The organism is Rhodospirillum centenum SW, assembly GCF_000016185.1.
Lineage (GTDB): Bacteria > Pseudomonadota > Alphaproteobacteria > Azospirillales > Azospirillaceae > Rhodocista > Rhodocista centena.
Genome location: NC_011420.2, coordinates 2197349 through 2213036, shown reverse-complemented (window position 1 = coordinate 2213036; position 15688 = coordinate 2197349). Strand labels below are relative to the sequence as shown.

General features: G+C 72.7%; 16 protein-coding genes. 9 read left to right on the top strand and 7 right to left on the bottom strand.

Annotated features, from left to right (window positions below):
• Positions 1-7 precede the first annotated feature (7 nt).
• Positions 8-1819, bottom strand: a complete 1812-nt coding sequence (locus RC1_RS10305; RefSeq protein WP_012567317.1) for a M3 family oligoendopeptidase — start codon at positions 1817-1819, stop codon at positions 8-10.
• A gap of 212 nt (positions 1820-2031) precedes the next feature.
• On the opposite strand from RC1_RS10305, the gene RC1_RS10300 reads away from it, so the two are divergent.
• On the top strand, positions 2032-2262 hold the full coding sequence (locus tag RC1_RS10300) for a hypothetical protein (RefSeq protein WP_148213429.1): 231 nt from the start codon (positions 2032-2034) through the stop codon (positions 2260-2262).
• 119 nt (positions 2263-2381) lie between these two features.
• Here the strand turns inward: RC1_RS10300 and RC1_RS10295 are convergent, their stop codons facing one another.
• From RC1_RS10295 to RC1_RS10270, 6 genes are all read right to left on the bottom strand, one after another.
• Positions 2382-3416, bottom strand: coding sequence for an aromatic ring-hydroxylating oxygenase subunit alpha (locus RC1_RS10295; RefSeq protein ID WP_012567315.1), 1035 nt, complete (start codon positions 3414-3416; stop codon positions 2382-2384).
• Between the two features lie 71 nt (positions 3417-3487).
• Positions 3488-5287 carry an acyl-CoA dehydrogenase gene (locus RC1_RS10290; RefSeq protein WP_012567314.1) on the bottom strand — a complete coding sequence of 600 codons (1800 nt, stop codon included), beginning with the start codon at positions 5285-5287 and terminating at the stop codon, positions 3488-3490.
• 101 nt (positions 5288-5388) lie between these two features.
• Positions 5389-5664 (bottom strand): DUF2312 domain-containing protein, encoded by a 276-nt coding sequence (locus RC1_RS10285; RefSeq protein WP_012567313.1) that lies wholly within the window; start codon positions 5662-5664, stop codon positions 5389-5391.
• 281 nt (positions 5665-5945) lie between these two features.
• The gene (locus RC1_RS10280) at positions 5946-6152 is read right to left on the bottom strand and encodes a hypothetical protein (protein ID WP_012567312.1); all 207 of its coding nucleotides are present in this window, start codon (positions 6150-6152) and stop codon (positions 5946-5948) included.
• Between the two features lie 130 nt (positions 6153-6282).
• Positions 6283-6633, bottom strand: coding sequence for a DUF1244 domain-containing protein (locus RC1_RS10275; RefSeq protein WP_012567311.1), 351 nt, complete (start codon positions 6631-6633; stop codon positions 6283-6285).
• 70 nt (positions 6634-6703) lie between these two features.
• Positions 6704-7558: an N-formylglutamate amidohydrolase gene (locus RC1_RS10270; RefSeq protein WP_012567310.1), complete on the bottom strand. Its 855-nt coding sequence runs from the start codon at positions 7556-7558 to the stop codon at positions 6704-6706.
• Between the two features lie 175 nt (positions 7559-7733).
• Between RC1_RS10270 and RC1_RS10265 the strand changes: the two genes are divergently transcribed.
• The 8 genes from RC1_RS10265 to RC1_RS20105 all read left to right on the top strand — a co-directional run bounded on the left by RC1_RS10265 (position 7734) and on the right by RC1_RS20105 (position 15675).
• The gene (locus RC1_RS10265; protein WP_012567309.1) at positions 7734-8126 is read left to right on the top strand and encodes a hypothetical protein; all 393 of its coding nucleotides are present in this window, start codon (positions 7734-7736) and stop codon (positions 8124-8126) included.
• 34 nt (positions 8127-8160) lie between these two features.
• Positions 8161-9450 carry a glycerate kinase type-2 family protein gene (locus tag RC1_RS10260; protein ID WP_012567308.1) on the top strand — a complete coding sequence of 430 codons (1290 nt, stop codon included), beginning with the start codon at positions 8161-8163 and terminating at the stop codon, positions 9448-9450.
• An 82-nt stretch (positions 9451-9532) separates the two neighbouring features.
• Positions 9533-10969: a pyruvate kinase gene (gene pyk, locus RC1_RS10255; RefSeq protein WP_012567307.1), complete on the top strand. Its 1437-nt coding sequence runs from the start codon at positions 9533-9535 to the stop codon at positions 10967-10969.
• Positions 10970-11026: 57 nt separating this feature from the next.
• Positions 11027-12370: an ABC1 kinase family protein gene (locus tag RC1_RS10250; protein ID WP_012567306.1), complete on the top strand. Its 1344-nt coding sequence runs from the start codon at positions 11027-11029 to the stop codon at positions 12368-12370.
• Between the two features lie 266 nt (positions 12371-12636).
• On the top strand, positions 12637-13044 hold the full coding sequence (locus RC1_RS10245) for a response regulator (protein WP_012567305.1): 408 nt from the start codon (positions 12637-12639) through the stop codon (positions 13042-13044).
• Between the two features lie 23 nt (positions 13045-13067).
• Positions 13068-13598 carry a chemotaxis protein CheW gene (locus RC1_RS10240; RefSeq protein WP_012567304.1) on the top strand — a complete coding sequence of 177 codons (531 nt, stop codon included), beginning with the start codon at positions 13068-13070 and terminating at the stop codon, positions 13596-13598.
• Positions 13595-15076, top strand: coding sequence for a CheR family methyltransferase (locus RC1_RS10235; RefSeq protein WP_012567303.1), 1482 nt, complete (start codon positions 13595-13597; stop codon positions 15074-15076). The genes RC1_RS10240 and RC1_RS10235 overlap by 4 nt, the downstream gene beginning before the upstream one ends.
• On the top strand, positions 15073-15675 hold the full coding sequence (locus tag RC1_RS20105; RefSeq protein WP_012567302.1) for a chemotaxis protein CheW: 603 nt from the start codon (positions 15073-15075) through the stop codon (positions 15673-15675). The genes RC1_RS10235 and RC1_RS20105 overlap by 4 nt, the downstream gene beginning before the upstream one ends.
• Positions 15676-15688: the final 13 nt, after the last annotated feature.

The window sequence follows — 15688 nt, the reverse complement described above, 5'->3', positions numbered from 1 at the left end:
CTGCCCCTCAGTCCAGCGCCTCCAGCTCGTCGATGAAGCGGCGCAGCAGGTCCAGCCCCTTGCCCCAGAAGGCCGGATCGGTGGCGTCCAGCCCGAAGGGTGCCAGCAGCTCCTTGTGGTGCCGGCTGCCGCCGGCCGCCAGCAGGTCCAGGTAGCGGCGGGCGAAGGCGTCGGAGCCGTTCTGCCGCGCCGCCTCCTCGTAGGCGGCATAGAGGCTGTTCACCAGACAGTCGCCGAAGGCATAGGCGTAGACGTAGAAGGGCGAATGGACGAAGTGCGGGATGTAGGCCCAGTAGGTCCGGTAGCTCTCGTCGAAGCGGAAGGCCGGCCCCAGGCTCTCCGTCTGCACCTCCATCCAGATCGCGTTCAGCCGCTCGGCCGACAGTTCCGCCTCGCGCCGCTCGGCATGGACCCGCCGCTCGAACTCGTAGAAGGCGATCTGCCGGACCACGGTGTTCAGCATGTCCTCCACCTTGCCGGCCAGCAGCGCCTTGCGCTTGCGCGGGTCGGTGGTGCGGTCCAGCAGGCCGCGGAAGGTCAGCATCTCCCCGAACACGCTGGCCGTCTCCGCCAGCGTCAGGGGCGTGTCGGCCTGGAGATGGCCCTGGCCCGCGGCCAGCACCTGATGCACCCCGTGGCCCAGCTCGTGCGCCAGCGTCATCACGTCCCGCGTGCGGCCCAGATAGTTCAGCAGCAGGTAGGGATGCGCCGCGGGTACGGTGGGGTGGGCGAAGGCGCCGGGGTCCTTGCCCGGCCGGGTCGGCGCGTCGATCCAGGCCTTGTCGAAGAAGCGCTGTCCCACCGCCGCCAGTTCGGGCGAGAAGCGGGCATAGGAGGACAGCACGATCTCCCGCGCCTCCTCCCACGGCACGATGCGGTCGTCATCGTCCGGCAGCGGCGCGTTGCGGTCCCAGTAGTCCAGCCGGTCCTGGCCGAACCAGCGGGCCTTGAGCGCGTAGTAGCGGTGCGACAGGGTCGGATAGGCCGCCTTCACGGCGCTGACCAGCGCCTCCACCACCGCGTCCTCGACCCGGTTCGCCAGATTGCGGGCCGACCAGGGCTGGGCGTAGCTGCGCCAGCGGTCCTCGATCTCCTTGTCCTTGGCGAGCGTGTTGGTGATGTGGGTGAACAGGCGCAGATTCGCCCTCAGCACGCCGCCGATCGCCAGCGCCGCTTCGCGCCGGACGGACTGGTCGCGGTCGGACAGCAGGTTCAGCGCCTCCGCCGCCGTGAGATCCCGCCCGCCGACGGGAAAGCGCAGGCCGGCCAGCGTCTCGTCGAACAGCCGGACCCAGGCGGCGCGGCCGGCGACGTACTTCTCATGCAGCAGCCGCTCGGCCTCATCGGAAAGCTGGTGCGGCCGGAAGATGCGGGTGTCGCGCAGCCAGGGGCCGTATTTCGCCAGTTCGGGTGCTGTCAGCTTCGCCGCGAGGTCGGCGTCCTCCAGCCGGTTGATCTCCAGCGTGAAGAACAGCAGGTGGACGGAGATCGCCGTCACCCGCTCCTGCATGGACTGGTAGAAGCGCCCGATCTCCGGGCTGGAGCGGTCGCCGGCATAGAGCAGGCCGGCATAGGACATGATCCGGGCCAGCCGCTCGTCCAGCGCCTCGAACTCCGCCACCGCGCGGCCCAGCTCGGCCCCCGTCAGGCTGGAAAGCCGGCCCTGGCAGCGGGCGGCGAAGGCGCGTGCCTCCTGCTCCGTCCGCTCCAGGTCCCGGGTCAGGTCCGGGCTGTCCGGGCCGGGATAGAGGTCGGTCAGGTCCCAGGTGGGAAGCCGGCCCAGATCGGGGGCGGACGCGGGGGCTGCGGCACTGTCCATGGCTTTTCCTCTCTCCGGCGCACGACGGTAGCGGGCGATATGGGGCGACGGCAGGCATAGCCCAAGCCCCCCGATGCGCCCAGTCCCCCAAGCACCACGGCCCCCCTGCCTGCGTGCCTGCCGGGCGGCGGAAGGCGGACTGGCACGGGCCGCGCCGGCCGCGACCCAGGCAGGCGCTGGCCGCATTGGCCGTTCGCGCCGGCGGTGCTAGCATGGGTTTTCCTCTGGCATTGATGGAGCATGCGATGGGCACCCTGCGTGGCCCGGTGGACGGCCGTTTCGATTTCAGCGCGCATCTGGCGCCGAGCGAGCTGTCCGGCATCGTCGACGCCGTCCGCACCGGCGAACTCTCGGCCCGGCGGGCGGCCCTGCTGCTGTCCCCGGACGCGACCGAGGACGATGTGCGCGCCCTGGCGGCCGAGCCGCTGCGCCGCGCCGCCTGACGCGGCGCGCGTCACGACCCGCGCGGATCATGGAACCGGCCGGGCAGCCCCAGGGGCTGCCCGGCCGGTTCCGTTTCGGCCTCCCCCCCTGTCCGCCTCTCCCCTTGCGGGGGCGGGTGTCAGCTCCGCCAGCGAAGCACGGTGTCCCGGACGGGGTTGGCGAACGCCCGGCCTTCGTCGCGCGAGCGCTGCCATTCCGCCTTGAGCTGGTAGTACCAGCGGGCCTGGGTGTCGGCGTCCTTGATCAGCATCAGGGCGGGGTCGTGCCGCAGTCCGCGCTGCTGCTGCACCACCACGTCCCGGTCCTGGCGCAGGAACTTCGCCGCGAAGGGCCGCAGCAGCGGCTTCGCCAGCGTGGCCCAGCCCATCGTCCAGTACATCTGGTTCGTCACCTCCGTCGTCTCCGCGTCCAGCGGCGTGACGGTGGTGAGGTTGACCACGGTATGCCGGCCCACCTCGATATGCTCGATCCGGATGCCGGGAAGCTGGAAGCGGATCTCCGTCTCCGGCGCGCCGCCCAGGAGCCTGTAGGCCGCGCTGTTGCTGGAAGGGCGGTGGCGCTTCATGCGGAAGCCCAGCGGCGCCGGGCCGAACGCCTTCGCCTTCTCGTGGATCGAGCGGGCGCTGCGCCAGAACCAGCTCCGGTGGACGAAGGGGCCGTGGGCGGGGTCCATCAGCCCGATCACGGCATGGTCCACGAAGCAGGGGAAGGCCATCACCTCCACCATGTCGGCCGCGCGGTCGGGCGCGAAGCCGGGCATGGCCGGCGGTTCCCCGTCGGGCTCGCCGCTTCCCATCCAGATCCAGACATTGCCGTTCAGCTCGCGCACCGGGTAGGAGCGCACCCGGATGCGCGAGAGGTCGAACGCCTGCCCCTCCACCAGCGACGGGATGGCGGTGCAGCCCCCGTCCGCGCCGAAGCGCCAGCCGTGGTAGCAGCATTCCACCTCGCGCCCGTCGAAGCGACCGCAGGAGAGCGGGATGCCGCGGTGGGGGCAGATGTCGCGCAGGGCGAACGCCGCGCCGTCGGCCCCACGGCCGAACAGGACGGGTTCGCCCAGCAGCGTCTTCGCCAGCATCCGCCCCCGCTTCAGGGCGCGGCCGGGCAGGGCGAAGTACCAGAGGTCCTGCAACAGGAAGCGCTGCTCGGCCAAGCGGTGCCCCGTCGGCTGTGGTCCGTACCGCTCACCCTAGCATTGCAGCACGCCGCCGCCCAGCCGGGCGGCTACAGCCACGCCGGGTCGGTGTCGAGCGTGGTGCGGTCCAGGCTGCGCAGCAGGGCCGCCTGGGTCTCCGTCTTCGGCAGTTCCCAGGCATAGAAGTAGCGGCAGGCCGCCAGCTTGCCGCGGTAATAGTCGGCATCGCCGCGGCCGTCCGCGAGCGCGGCGCGGGCGACCAGGGCCTGGCGCAGCCAGATCCAGGCCAGTACCGTGTGGCCCATCATCTCCAGATAGGCGACGGCGTTCGCCAGCATTTCCGCCACCCGGCCCTCGGCCCGCTCGCGCCCCAGCACCCGGGTGGTCTCCGCGACCGTCTCCAGCGCGCGGGCCAGCGCCGCGGCATGGGGCGCCAGGTCCGCGTCCCGCGCGGCCTCGGCGATCGTCTCCCGCACCGTCTCCGCCAGCAGGGTCAGGCTGGCCCCGTTCTGCTGCCAGACCTTGCGGCCTGCCAGGTCGTTCGCCTGGATGCCGTAGGTGCCTTCGTGGATCGGGTTCAGACGGTTGTCGCGGTAGTACTGCTCCACCGGATAGTCGCGGGTGTAGCCATAGCCGCCCAGGATCTGGATCGCCCACTTGTTGGCCTCCAGGCAGTGCTCCGACGGCCAGGACTTGGCGACGGGCGTCAGGATGTCCAGCAGCAGCCCGGCCCGCTCCCGCGCCGCCGGCTCGGGGGCGGTCTTCTGCTCGTCCACCAGCCGGGCGCAGTAGAGGCAGAGCGCCAGCGCCCCTTCCGACGCCGCCTTCTGCTGCAGCAGCATGCGCTTCACGTCGGCATGGCCGGCGATCGGGATCATGGGGGAGGCGGGGTCGCGCGCCTCCGGCGGGCGGCCCTGCGGCCGGGTCCGGGCATAGTCCAGCGAATAGCGGAACCCGGCATAGCCCAGCGCCGCCGCGCCCAGCCCGACGCCGATCCGCGCTTCGTTCATCATGTGGAACATGCAGGCGAGGCCCTGGTTCTCCTGCCCCACCAGGAAGCCCTGGCAGCGGCCCGCCTCGCCGAAGGACAGGATCGTGCTGGTCGTGCCGCGATAGCCCATCTTGTGCAGCAGGCTGACCAGACGGACATCGTTGTCGCCCTGCAACGATCCGTCCTCGGCCACGCGGAAGCGCGGCACGATGAACAGGCTGATGCCCTTCACCCCGGCCGGGGCGCCCTTGATCCGGGCCAGCACCATATGGACGATGTTCTCCGACAGCTCATGCTCGCCGGCGCTGATCCACTGCTTCGTTCCGGTAATGGAATAACTTCCGTCGGGCTCGGGGGCAGCACTGGTGCGGATGTCCGCGAGGCTGGACCCGGCCTGCGGCTCGGACAGCGCCATGGTGCCGAAGAAGCGGCCGGTCAGCATCGGCGCCATGAAGCGCCGCTTCTGCTCCTCCGTGCCGAAGGCGTCGATCAGGTTGGCCGCGCCGATGGTCAGGAACGGATAGGCGGCGGTGGCGATGTTCGCCGCCTGGAAGATGGCGAAGCAGGCCTGCACCACCGTCCAGGGAAGCTGGAGGCCGCCGCGGGCCTCGTCATGGTGGGCGGCCAGGAAGCCCGCCTCGGCGAAGGCGTCCACGGCCCGCTTCACCTCCGGCAGCATCACGACCCTGCCGGTGCCCCCCTCGCGTTCCGGCTCATGGCTGTCGGCGGCGCGGTAATGGGGGGCGAAATACTCCTCCGCCAGCCGGGCCGCGGTGCGCACCGTCTCGTCCACGGTGCCGCGGTCCAGGTGCTGGTGGCGCGGCCGGCGCAGCAGGGCGTCCAGGCCGATGACGTCATGCAGCAGAAAGTCGATCTCGCGCGGTTCGATCCGGCTCATTGATCCCTCCGGGGTTTCCTCCGGGGGACAGAGGTACGCGGTCGAACCGCGCCCGTCGACAGCGCCGTCCGGGACCGGCCGCGGGGCGGTGGGCCGCCGGCCTACTCCATGCCCAGCGCGGCCATGTACAGCTCCAGCAGCGCGTCCAGCTCCTGCCGGTCGTCCTTCTCCATCTTCCGCAGACGGATGATCTGGCGCATGACCTTGGTATCGAAGCCGGTGCCCTTGGCCTCGGCGTAGATGTCCTTGATGTCGTCCTGGATGCCCTTCTTCTCTTCCTCCAGGCGCTCGATCCGCTCGATGAAGCTGCGGAGGCGGTCGCCGGCGATGCCACCGACGTCGTTCGTCTTGTTGTCGGCTGTCTGCGCGTCAGACATGGGATGCCTCTTCCGGGTAGGGGGATGCTGCGGGGCCGGGACCATATCGGGCAAGCCCCCCCGGTGCAAGGGACCGGCAGGGGACCGGGAGGCCCCGCCCGGGCGGGCCTTTACGCCACAGAAAGGGAACCTCCACACGAACGGAAACGACGGCGCAGCCAGCGGGGGCGCACCGTCGTTCTCACTCATGGACCGTCTATGCCCGAAGACGCCGCCCGGAAACCCGGCCCCCGGACCGGAGTCTCAAGGCCGGGATAGCGGGCCTGGCCTGCGCTGCCCGGTCAGACCTTGATGTCCAGGCGGGCGCCGCGCAGGGTCAGACCCTCCTGCACGATCTTCTCCGCCGGCGACGGCGTCTGGACGAAACTGGCCAGCTTGCTGGACCGGTCCTGGATCGCCTCTGTCGTGACGTTGAACAGGTTCTGCGTCCGCGCCGCGAACTGCTTGGTTACCTGGACCCCGGCCTGGGTCATGGCTGCGACCGACATGGCACTAACCTCCTGGCAGCGGCTTTTGCCGCCGCCCAACTGGGTTCAGCGTCCCCGACCGTGATCCTTTTGCGGCCGATGGCGCCCGTCTACTTCAACCCCTCCTCTACACCGCGCCGGAGACGCGGTGTTACGGTTCGGTTGCCGGTTCAAGAGGATGCGGTTCCTGGCGACCGGTGCCGCCCTGTGTCCGGGCGAAGGCCGCCTGCTGGTCCGGGGATGCCTCCTTCTGGTGGAGGCTTTTCCACTCCTCATAGCGCATACCATACACGATCTCGCGGGCGTCGTCATATGTCATCTGGATAGACCTCTCCTCCGCAGCCGCGCGATACCACTTGGACAGACAGTTCCGGCAGAAGCCGGCCAGGGTCATCAGGTCGATGTTCTGCACGTCGCTGCGCTCGCGCAGATGCGCCACCAGCCGGCGGAAGGCTGCCGCCTCGATCTCCGTGCGGGTGCGTTCGTCCAGGGGCGGGATCATCGCTCCTCCTTTCCCGTCGGGTCCGGCTTCTGATGTTGGCCGGGGAGGCCCTGCCGGAAAGGGGGGGCGGTCAGGACCGGTGCGGGCCGGCCAGCGCCGGCAGGGACAGCGCCGGCAGGGCCAGGATCGGCGGCAGCAGCCGCGCCAGCCGCGCCGCCCAGGCCGCGGCCCCGTCCGCCCCGGCGATGAGGTCCTGCCGGATCTCGATCATCACGCCCGGCACGCCGGTGGCCTCGGCGTGCAGATCCAGCGTCCGGTTGAAGCCGGTGCGGCCGGAATAGGGTTCGTTGTCCCCGACCACCAGATCCCCCTCCGCCCGCAGGGCCGCCAGCAGCGGCTGCGCCAGCCGGGGATCGCGGTTCCACAGCACCCCGACATGCCAGGGCCGTTGCACCCCGGCCATCACCGGCGTGAAGCTGTGGACGCAGAACAGAACCGGGTCCCGCCCCGCCGCCCTGCGGCCGGCCACCAGCCCGGCGATGGTCTCGTGATAGGGGGCGTAGAGCGCGGCCATCCGCCGTGCCACCGCCGGCGCGTCCAGGGCTGCCGGGTCGAGGCCGGCGTTGCCGGGGACGGGCGTGCCGTCGCTGACGGCAGGCATCAGGCTCGGCTCCCCCGGGGCGCGGTTCACGTCCACCACCAGCCGGGAATAGCCCGTCAGCACCGCCGTGGCGTCCAGCCGCCGCGACAGCTCCAGCGTCACCGCCGCGGCGCCGATGTCCCAGCCGATATGGCGCGCAAGCTCCGCCGGGGGCAGGCCCAGCCCGTCCAGGGCGCGCGGCACGCGGTTGCTGGCGTGGTCGCAGGCCAGCAGAAGGGGCGAGCGCGCGTCGGGAGCCAGCACGGTCACCGCCGGCGGCTCGTCCGCGGCGAGCAGCGGGGGCAGGGCGGGCGGGGTGTCGGGAAGGCTGGAGCGGGGTGACATGGTTCCGTAACCTTATCGGAGAAGGCGCGGCCGCGCCAAGCCGGGCCGGCAGGGGGCCGGCAGGGGGGCCGGCGACGGCACCGTTGCCGCCTGCCGGATGTTGGTCATGCCGTATGCCGGTCGTGCCGGCCACGGGCCTCGCCCGCAGGCTCTCCCGAGGCATCGAGTCCGTTCCATGATGCGCCGTCTCCGTCCTGTCCTCGTCGCCCTCGCCCTGCTGCCGGCCGGCTGCGCCCCGGTGCCGGAGACCGTCCATGACCGGGCACCGCCGCCGGATGCCCGGGGCCGGGCCTGCGCCGCCGCCTGCGGGACGGAGGCTGCCGCCTGTGCCGACACCTGCCGCGAAGAGAGGTTCCGCTGCGAGCTGGCGCGTGACCGCTGGGCACAGGACCGCTACCAGGAGCATGTTGAGCGCCAGCGCGCCCTGGGTCAGGAGGTGCAGCGCTCCCCCTACGATTTCGAGGCTCCCTTCCGATGCGACCGGACCCGATGCCAGGATGCCTGCACCGCCGCGCTGGACGCCTGCTGGACCGGCTGCGGCGGCACGGTGACGGAGCGGCCCCGGTGAGCCCGCCGAACCCGGTGAGCCCGGGGAGCCGGCCATGACCCTGGACCCGCGGGCGCCCGCCGCCCTGCTGCGCGGCCTGTTCGATGCCGCCGTCGCCGCCGTCGCCGCGGAGACGGTGGTGCCGCCGGCCCTGGCCGCGCTGCCGCCGCCCGCCGGGCGCACCCTGGTCATCGGCGCCGGCAAGGCCGCCGCCGCGATGGCCGCGGCGGTGGAGCGGCACTGGCCTGCCGGATCGGACACGCCGGGGGGACTGGTCGTCACCCGCTACGGCCATGGCGTGCCGACCCGGTCCGTCGAGGTGGTGGAGGCCGGACACCCCCACCCCGACGCCAAGGGGGAGGAGGCCGCCCGCCGCATCCTGTCCTTCGCGACGGGACTCGGGGCCACGGGACTCGGACAGGACGACCTGCTGCTCTGCCTGCTGTCCGGCGGCGGGTCCTCGCTGCTGGCGCTGCCGGCGCCGGGCATCGCCCTTGCCGACAAGCAGGCGGTGGGCCGGGCGCTGCTGCGCTCGGGCGCCACCATCGCGGAGATCAACACGGTGCGCCGCCACCTCTCCGCCATCAAGGGCGGCCGGCTGGCCGCTGCGGCCTGGCCGGCGCGCTGCGTCACCCTGGCCGTCTCCGACGTGCCGCACGACGATCCGGCGGTGATCGCCTCCGGTCCCACGGTGGCGGACCCGACCACCGTGGCCGACGCGCGGGCGGTCCTGGCGAAGTACGGCATCGAGCCGCCCGCCGCCGTGCGGGCGCATCTGGCGCGGGGCGATGACGAGACGCCGAAGCCCGGCGATCCGCGGCTGGCCCGGTCGGAGTTCCATCTGGTGGCACGGCCGATGCATGCGCTGGAGGCGGCCGCGGCCGCCGCGCGCGCGGCGGGGCTGGAACCCGTGATCCTGGGTGATTCGCTGGAGGGGGAGGCCCGCGACCTGGGCGCCGCGCACGCCGCCCTGGCCCGCGCGGCGCGGCGCGGAACCGTGCTGCTGTCGGGCGGGGAGACGACCGTCAGCGTGCGCGGGGAGGGGCGCGGCGGGCGCAACGCCGAATACCTGCTGGGACTGGCCCTGGCCCTGGACGATGCGCCGGGCGTCTGGGCCATCGCCTGCGACACCGACGGGATCGACGGGACGGAGGACAATGCCGGCGCCCTTCACCGTCCCGGTAGCTTGGCGCGTGCCCGGGCGGCTGGTTATGATCCGGCGCGATCGCTTTCCCGTAACGATGCCTACGGATACTTCGCCCGGCTGGGCGACCTGGTCGTCACCGGCCCCACCCGCACCAATGTCAATGATTTCCGCGCCATTCTGATCGCCCCTTCAGCCTGATCGTCCCGCCGCCCTGACGCGCCGGCCCCGGGCCGGCCCCCGGAGAGACGCGCCAAGCGTCCCCTGCCAGAGGAACCCGCCGATGAAGCGCAAGGCCGCCACCCCGCACCGTGAGCGCCTGACCAAGATCGTCGCCACGCTGGGACCCGCCTCCAGCACGCCGGAGATGATCCGCACCCTGTTCGACGCCGGCGCCGACGTCTTCCGCCTGAACTTCAGCCATGGCCGGCAGGAGGACCACGCCGAGCGGCTGCGCGCGATCCGCGCCATCGAAGCGGAGGTCGGGCGTCCGGTCTGCGTCATGGCCGACCTCCAGGGCCCGAAGCTGCGCATCGGCACCTTCCGCGACGGCCCCGTCCCAATCGCCCCCGGCCAGCGCTTCCGCCTGGACCTGTCGCCCGAGCCGGGCGACGGCACCCGCGTGGGCCTGCCGCACCCGGAGATCTTCCAGGCCATCGCCAAGGGCACCGATCTGCTGATCGACGACGGCAAGGTGCGGCTCAAGGTGCTGTCCTGCGGCGACGACCATGCCGATACGGAGGTGCTGTCCGGCACCCGGCTGTCCGACCGCAAGGGGGTGAACGTGCCGAACGCGGTCCTGCCGCTGTCGCCGCTGACGGCCAAGGACCGCGACGACCTGCGCTTCGCCCTGGACATCGGGGTGGACTGGATCGCGCTCTCCTTCGTGCAGCGGCCGGAGGACGTGGCCGAGGCGCGGCGCCTGATCGCCGGCCGCGCGGCGCTGCTGTCCAAGATGGAGAAGCCCTCGGCCATCCATCACCTGGACGAGATCGTCGAGCTGTCCGACGGGGTCATGGTCGCCCGCGGCGACCTGGGCGTGGAGATGCCGCCGGAGGACGTGCCGTCGTTGCAGAAGCGGATCGTGCGCGAGGCGTGGCGGGCCGGCAAGCCGGTGATCGTCGCCACCCAGATGCTGGAGAGCATGATCTCCGCCCCCACCCCGACCCGGGCGGAGGCGTCGGACGTGGCGACCGCCGTCTATGACGGGGCGGACGCGGTGATGCTCTCGGCCGAGACGGCGGCCGGCCAGTTCCCCGTCGAGGCGGTGCAGATGATGGACCGCATCGCCCGCCGGGTCGAGAACGACCCGATGTACCGCACCATCATCGACGCCGCGCACCCCGACCCCGAGCGGACCACCGCCGACGCCATCACCGGCGCTGCGCGGCAGGTGGCCCGCACCATCCAGGCGGCCTGCATCGTCACCTACACGACCTCCGGTTCCACCACCCTGCGCGCCGCGCGGGAACGGCCGGAGGTGCCGGTGCTGGGCCTGACCTCGCGGATGGAGACGGCCCGGCGGCTGACCCTCAGCTTCGGGGTCCACGCCGTGCATTCGGCGGACATCCACAGCTTCTCCGAGATGGTGCAGAAGGCGACCCGGCTGGCGGTGGAGGACGGCATCGCCACCGCCGGCCAGCGCATCGTCGTCACCGCCGGCGTCCCCTTCGGCACGCCGGGCAACACCAACATCCTGCGCATCGCCTGGGTGGAGTAGGGGCGGCGGCACGGCCGCCCCTGGCCGAGCCCCCGTCCGGGCACCATCTCTGGCGGTATGAGCGACGAACAGAACACATTGCAGGGCCGCCTCGCCCGCTACGCGCGGGTGGGCACGGCCATGGGCGGCATCGCGGCGCGGGTGGCGGGGGAGCGCTTCCTCGGCATCCGGCTGGAGCGCGAGGCGCACGCGGCCGAACTGCGCACCGCGCTGGGCGGGCTGAAGGGCCCGCTGATGAAGGTGGCGCAGATCCTCTCCACCATCCCCGACGCGCTGCCGCAGGAATACGTCTCCGAACTGGCCCAGCTCCAGGCCGACGCGCCCAGCATGGGCTGGCCCTTCGTGAAGCGCCGCATGTCCGCCGAGCTGGGGCCGGACTGGGCGTCCCGGTTCCAGAGCTTCGAGCGCGAGGCGGCCAGCGCCGCCAGCCTGGGGCAGGTCCACCGCGCCGTCGCCCGCGACGGCCGCCGGCTGGCCTGCAAGCTGCAATATCCCGACATGCAGTCGGCGGTGGAGGCGGACCTGCGCCAGCTCCGCGTCGTCTTCGGCATCTATGCCCGCTACGACACGGCGATCCGCACCGACCAGATCTACGGGGAGATCGGCGACCGCCTGCGCGAGGAACTGGACTACGACCTGGAGGCGCGGCACATGCGCCTCTACCGCGACATGCTGGCGGGCGTGGAGGGCGTGCATGTGCCCGAGGTGCTGCCCGAACTGTCCAGCCGGCGGCTGCTGACCATGACCTGGCTGGACGGGCGCCGGATCATCGACTTCAAGGAGGCGCCGCTGGAGGTGCGCAACCGCCTGGCCATGAACATGTTCCGGGCCTGGTACGTGCCGCTCTACTACTACGGTGTCATCCACGGCGACCCGCACCTGGGGAACTACACGGTGCGGGAGGACCATGACATCAACCTGCTGGATTTCGGCTGCGTCCGCGTCTTCCGGCCCGCCTTCGTGGCCGGCGTGATCGACCTCTACGAGGCGCTGCGGACGGGCGACGAGGAGCGCGCGGTCCATGCCTACGAGGCCTGGGGCTTCCGCAATCTGGACCGGCGCATGGTCGATGTCCTGAACATCTGGGCCCGCTTCGTCTATGCGCCCATCCTGGAGGACCGCACCCGCAGCATCGACGAGACGAACAGCGGCCGCTACGGGCAGGCCACCGCCGCCAAGGTCCACATGGCCCTGCGAGAGGTCGGCGGGGTGGAGATTCCGCGCGAATTCGTCTTCATGGACCGGGCGGCCATCGGCCTGGGCAGCGTCTTCCTGCACCTGAAGGCGGAGATCAACTGGTACCGATCCTTCCAGGACCTGATCGCCGGCTTCGACGCGGCGACCCTGGCGGCGCGGCAGACGGAGCTGCTGGCCCGCAACGGCGTGCCGCTGCCGCACTGACCGCCGCCGGCCCCATCCGCGCCGGCCCCATCCGCGCCGGCCCCGTCCGCGCGGACCCGTCCGGCCGGGACCCATCGCTTTCGGCCGGGGCGACCCGGTCCTTCGTCCTACGCCCCATCGCGTAGGGACCGGGCCGGCCATCCCCGCTAGAGTGCGCCCCTCACCGGCAGGCGCGGCCTGGCCCGAACCGCGACCGTTTCCCGGGCGGCGGGGGCCGGCGTGCCGCTCCGCGCATCCACAGGGGAAGCGCATCCACGGGGGAAGCGATGCCGTCAGGGCAGCAGGCCGCGCGTTCGGGCGCCCGGATACTCATCGTCGAGGACGAATTCCTGATCGCCCTGCACATCCAGGAAGTGATGGAGGGGCTGGGCTTCGTCGTGGTCGGGCCGGTCGCCCGGCTGGAGGAGGCGCTGGAGGTCGTCGCCGGCGGCGGCGGCATCGACGGCGCCGTCCTGGACGTCAACCTGTCCGGCACCTACGTGTTCCCCCTGGCCGAGCGTCTGGCCGTTCTGGGCATTCCCTTCATCCTGACCACGGGTTACGAGGCCTTCACCGTGCCGGAGGAGCTGCGGGCGCATCCGCGTCTCCAGAAGCCGGTGCGGGAGACGGAACTGATCCGGCTGGTCCAGCAGACCTTCGGCGGCGATCGCAGGGCGGCCGCCTCGGCGGGCTAGGTCCATCCGTGCCCGGCGTCCCCGTGTCAAGCTCCCCCGTCTCCGGTTCCCCCGTCTCCGGCTTTCCCGGGGCGGCCGCCCCCCTTGTCGTCTTCGCGCTGGCGGACAGGCTCTGCGCCCTGCCGGCGGATGCGGTGGCGCAGATCCTGCCGATGATGGATCTCGCCCGGCCGCCGGGGGTGCCGCCGCTGCTGGCCGGGATCGCCATGCTGGGCCGGACGGCCGTGCCGGTGGTGCGGCTGGCGCGGCTGTTCGACCTGCCGGAGCAGCCGGCGACGGCCGGCACGGCCCTGCTCCATCTCCGCGGGGAGCCGCCGCGGCTGCTGCTGGTGGACCGCGCGGTCGCCGTGCTCGACCCGCCGGAGGAGCGGCTGCCGCTGGCGGAGGGGACGACCTTCGCCGGGGTGGCCGTGGCCGGCTTCGCCCTGCCGCAGGGGGCCTGTGTGCTGCTCGACCCCGCCCGCCTGCTGCTGCGGGAGGAGGAGCGCCGGATCGACGCGTTCCTGGCGCTGGAGCGGGAGCGACTGGCGCGCGCCGGCGCCGGCGTGCCATGACCCGGACCGCGCCGCCGGATCCCAGGGCGGCGCGCCTGCGCGCCGATCCCGTCTTCGCGGCCCTGAAGGGCTGGGCCGTGGCGGCCACGGGCATGAGCTTCCTGAACGCCCGCGACGACAGCGTGGCGGCCGCCCTGCTCCGCCGGATGGAGGCGGGCGGTTTCGCCTCGCCCGCGCAGTATCTGCGCTGCCTGGAGTCCCCCGAGGGCGAGGCCGAGCGCGAGGCGCTGATCGGCGAACTGACCATCGGGGAGACCTATTTCTTCCGCTTCCGTGCCCAGTGGGACGCCTTCGCAGACCTGGTGGTGCCGAATATCCTGGAGCGCAACCGGGCGCTGCGGCGCCTGCATCTCTGGTGTGCCGGCTGCGCCACGGGACCCGAGCCCTACACGGCGGCGATCCTGCTGCACGACCTGTTCGGAAGGCGCCTCAAGGGCTGGGACCTGCGGATCCTGGGCAGCGACCTGAACCGCGGCTTCCTGGAGGAGGCGGGGCGGGCCGTCTACAGCGACTGGGCCCTGCGCGCCACGCCGGACGAGGTGCGCGCCCGCTGCTTCGACCGCAGCGGGCGGGACTGGGTGCTGAAGCCCGACTACCGCCGCGGCGTCGAGTTCCACCGTCACAATCTGGTCCACGATCCCTTTCCGCCCGCCGACGGGTTCAGTCCCGACCTGATCCTCTGCCGCAACGTGTTCATCTATTTCGATACCGCAACGAACCGGGCCGTCGTGGCCCGCTTCCGCGACCTGCTGGGCGACGGCGGCTGGCTGATGGTCGGCCATGCCGAGACCGACGTGCGCCTGTTCGACGGGTTCGAGACGGTCGCGCTGAAGGACACCATGCTCTACCGCCGGACCGACCGGCCGACGCCGCGCCGTCCGTTCGCCCGCGCCCGCGGCCCGGCCCGGCCGGTCCCCTGCGCGCCGAAGGGACGGCCTCTGCTGCGCCCGACGGTCCGGCAGGCCGGTGTGCCCCCGCGGCGGGAGGGGGCCGCCACCGCCCTGGTGGCGCCTCCTTCGGCGACGGCCCCCGCGGGGGCACCGCCCGTCCCGGAGCCGCCCGCGCCTGTGCCGGACCTGCCGGAGCGCTACCGCGCGATCCTGGAGCTTCTCGCCGCCGACGCCCTGCCGGAGGCGGCCCGGCTCAGTCTGGACTGGCTGACGGAGGACGTCATGACACCCTGGCCGCATCTGGCGCTGGCCGCTGTCTTCGGGCACCGCGGCGACAGCGCCCGCTGCGAGAAGGCCCTGCGCGACGCCCTCTATCTCGACCGCACCCTGCTGCTGGCCCATTACGAGCTGGGCTGTCTGCTGCGCCCGACCGATGCGGCGGCGGCCCGCCGGTCCTTCCGCACCGTCGTCGGGCTCAGCCAGCGGCTGCCTGCCGACGGGGCCGTGCCCGGTGCGCCCGCGCTGACGGTGGCGGAACTGAGCGCCGCCGCATCGCTCCAGCTCGACCGGCTCGGGGGCGCGCCATGACCGCTGCGCGGACGGGGATCGACTGGGCCGCGGTCCGGCGCCGCCTGGACGACGCCGACGCCCGCACCGACGGGGCGCGGCTGGAAGCCCTGTTCCGCCGCCGCGCCGCGCTGGCCGCGCGCACCGGGCGCCTGGACGCCGGAGCGGCGCCGGAGGCGGGCCAGGCCGTGCTGACCGCGCGGGTCGGGTCGGAATGGGTGGCGCTGCCGCTCGACCAGCTCGCCGGCGTGCAGCCGGTGGACCGCATCACCCCGGTGCCCGGCTGGCCCGCCGCCGTGGCCGGTGTCGTCAACCGCCGCGGCAGCATCGAGCCGGTGCTGGACCTGGGCCGCCTGCTCCAGCGCGGGGCCGCGGCACCGGCGGCGGGTGTCCGCGCCTTCGCCCTGTTCCTGCGCCAGGGGCCGCGGGCCTTCGGCCTGCGCGTGGACGAGCTGGGCGGCCTGCGCGAGATCGACCCGTCCGGCTTCCCGCTGCCGGGGGAGCAGTCCGCCGGCCCGCTGGTCGCCGGGGTCGGGCCGGACGGCCTGCTCCTTCTTGACCTTGCACGCTTCGATTTCGCCGCCCTGTTCGACGGCATGACCGTTTCCACCGACCGATAGCGAGACACCGCCC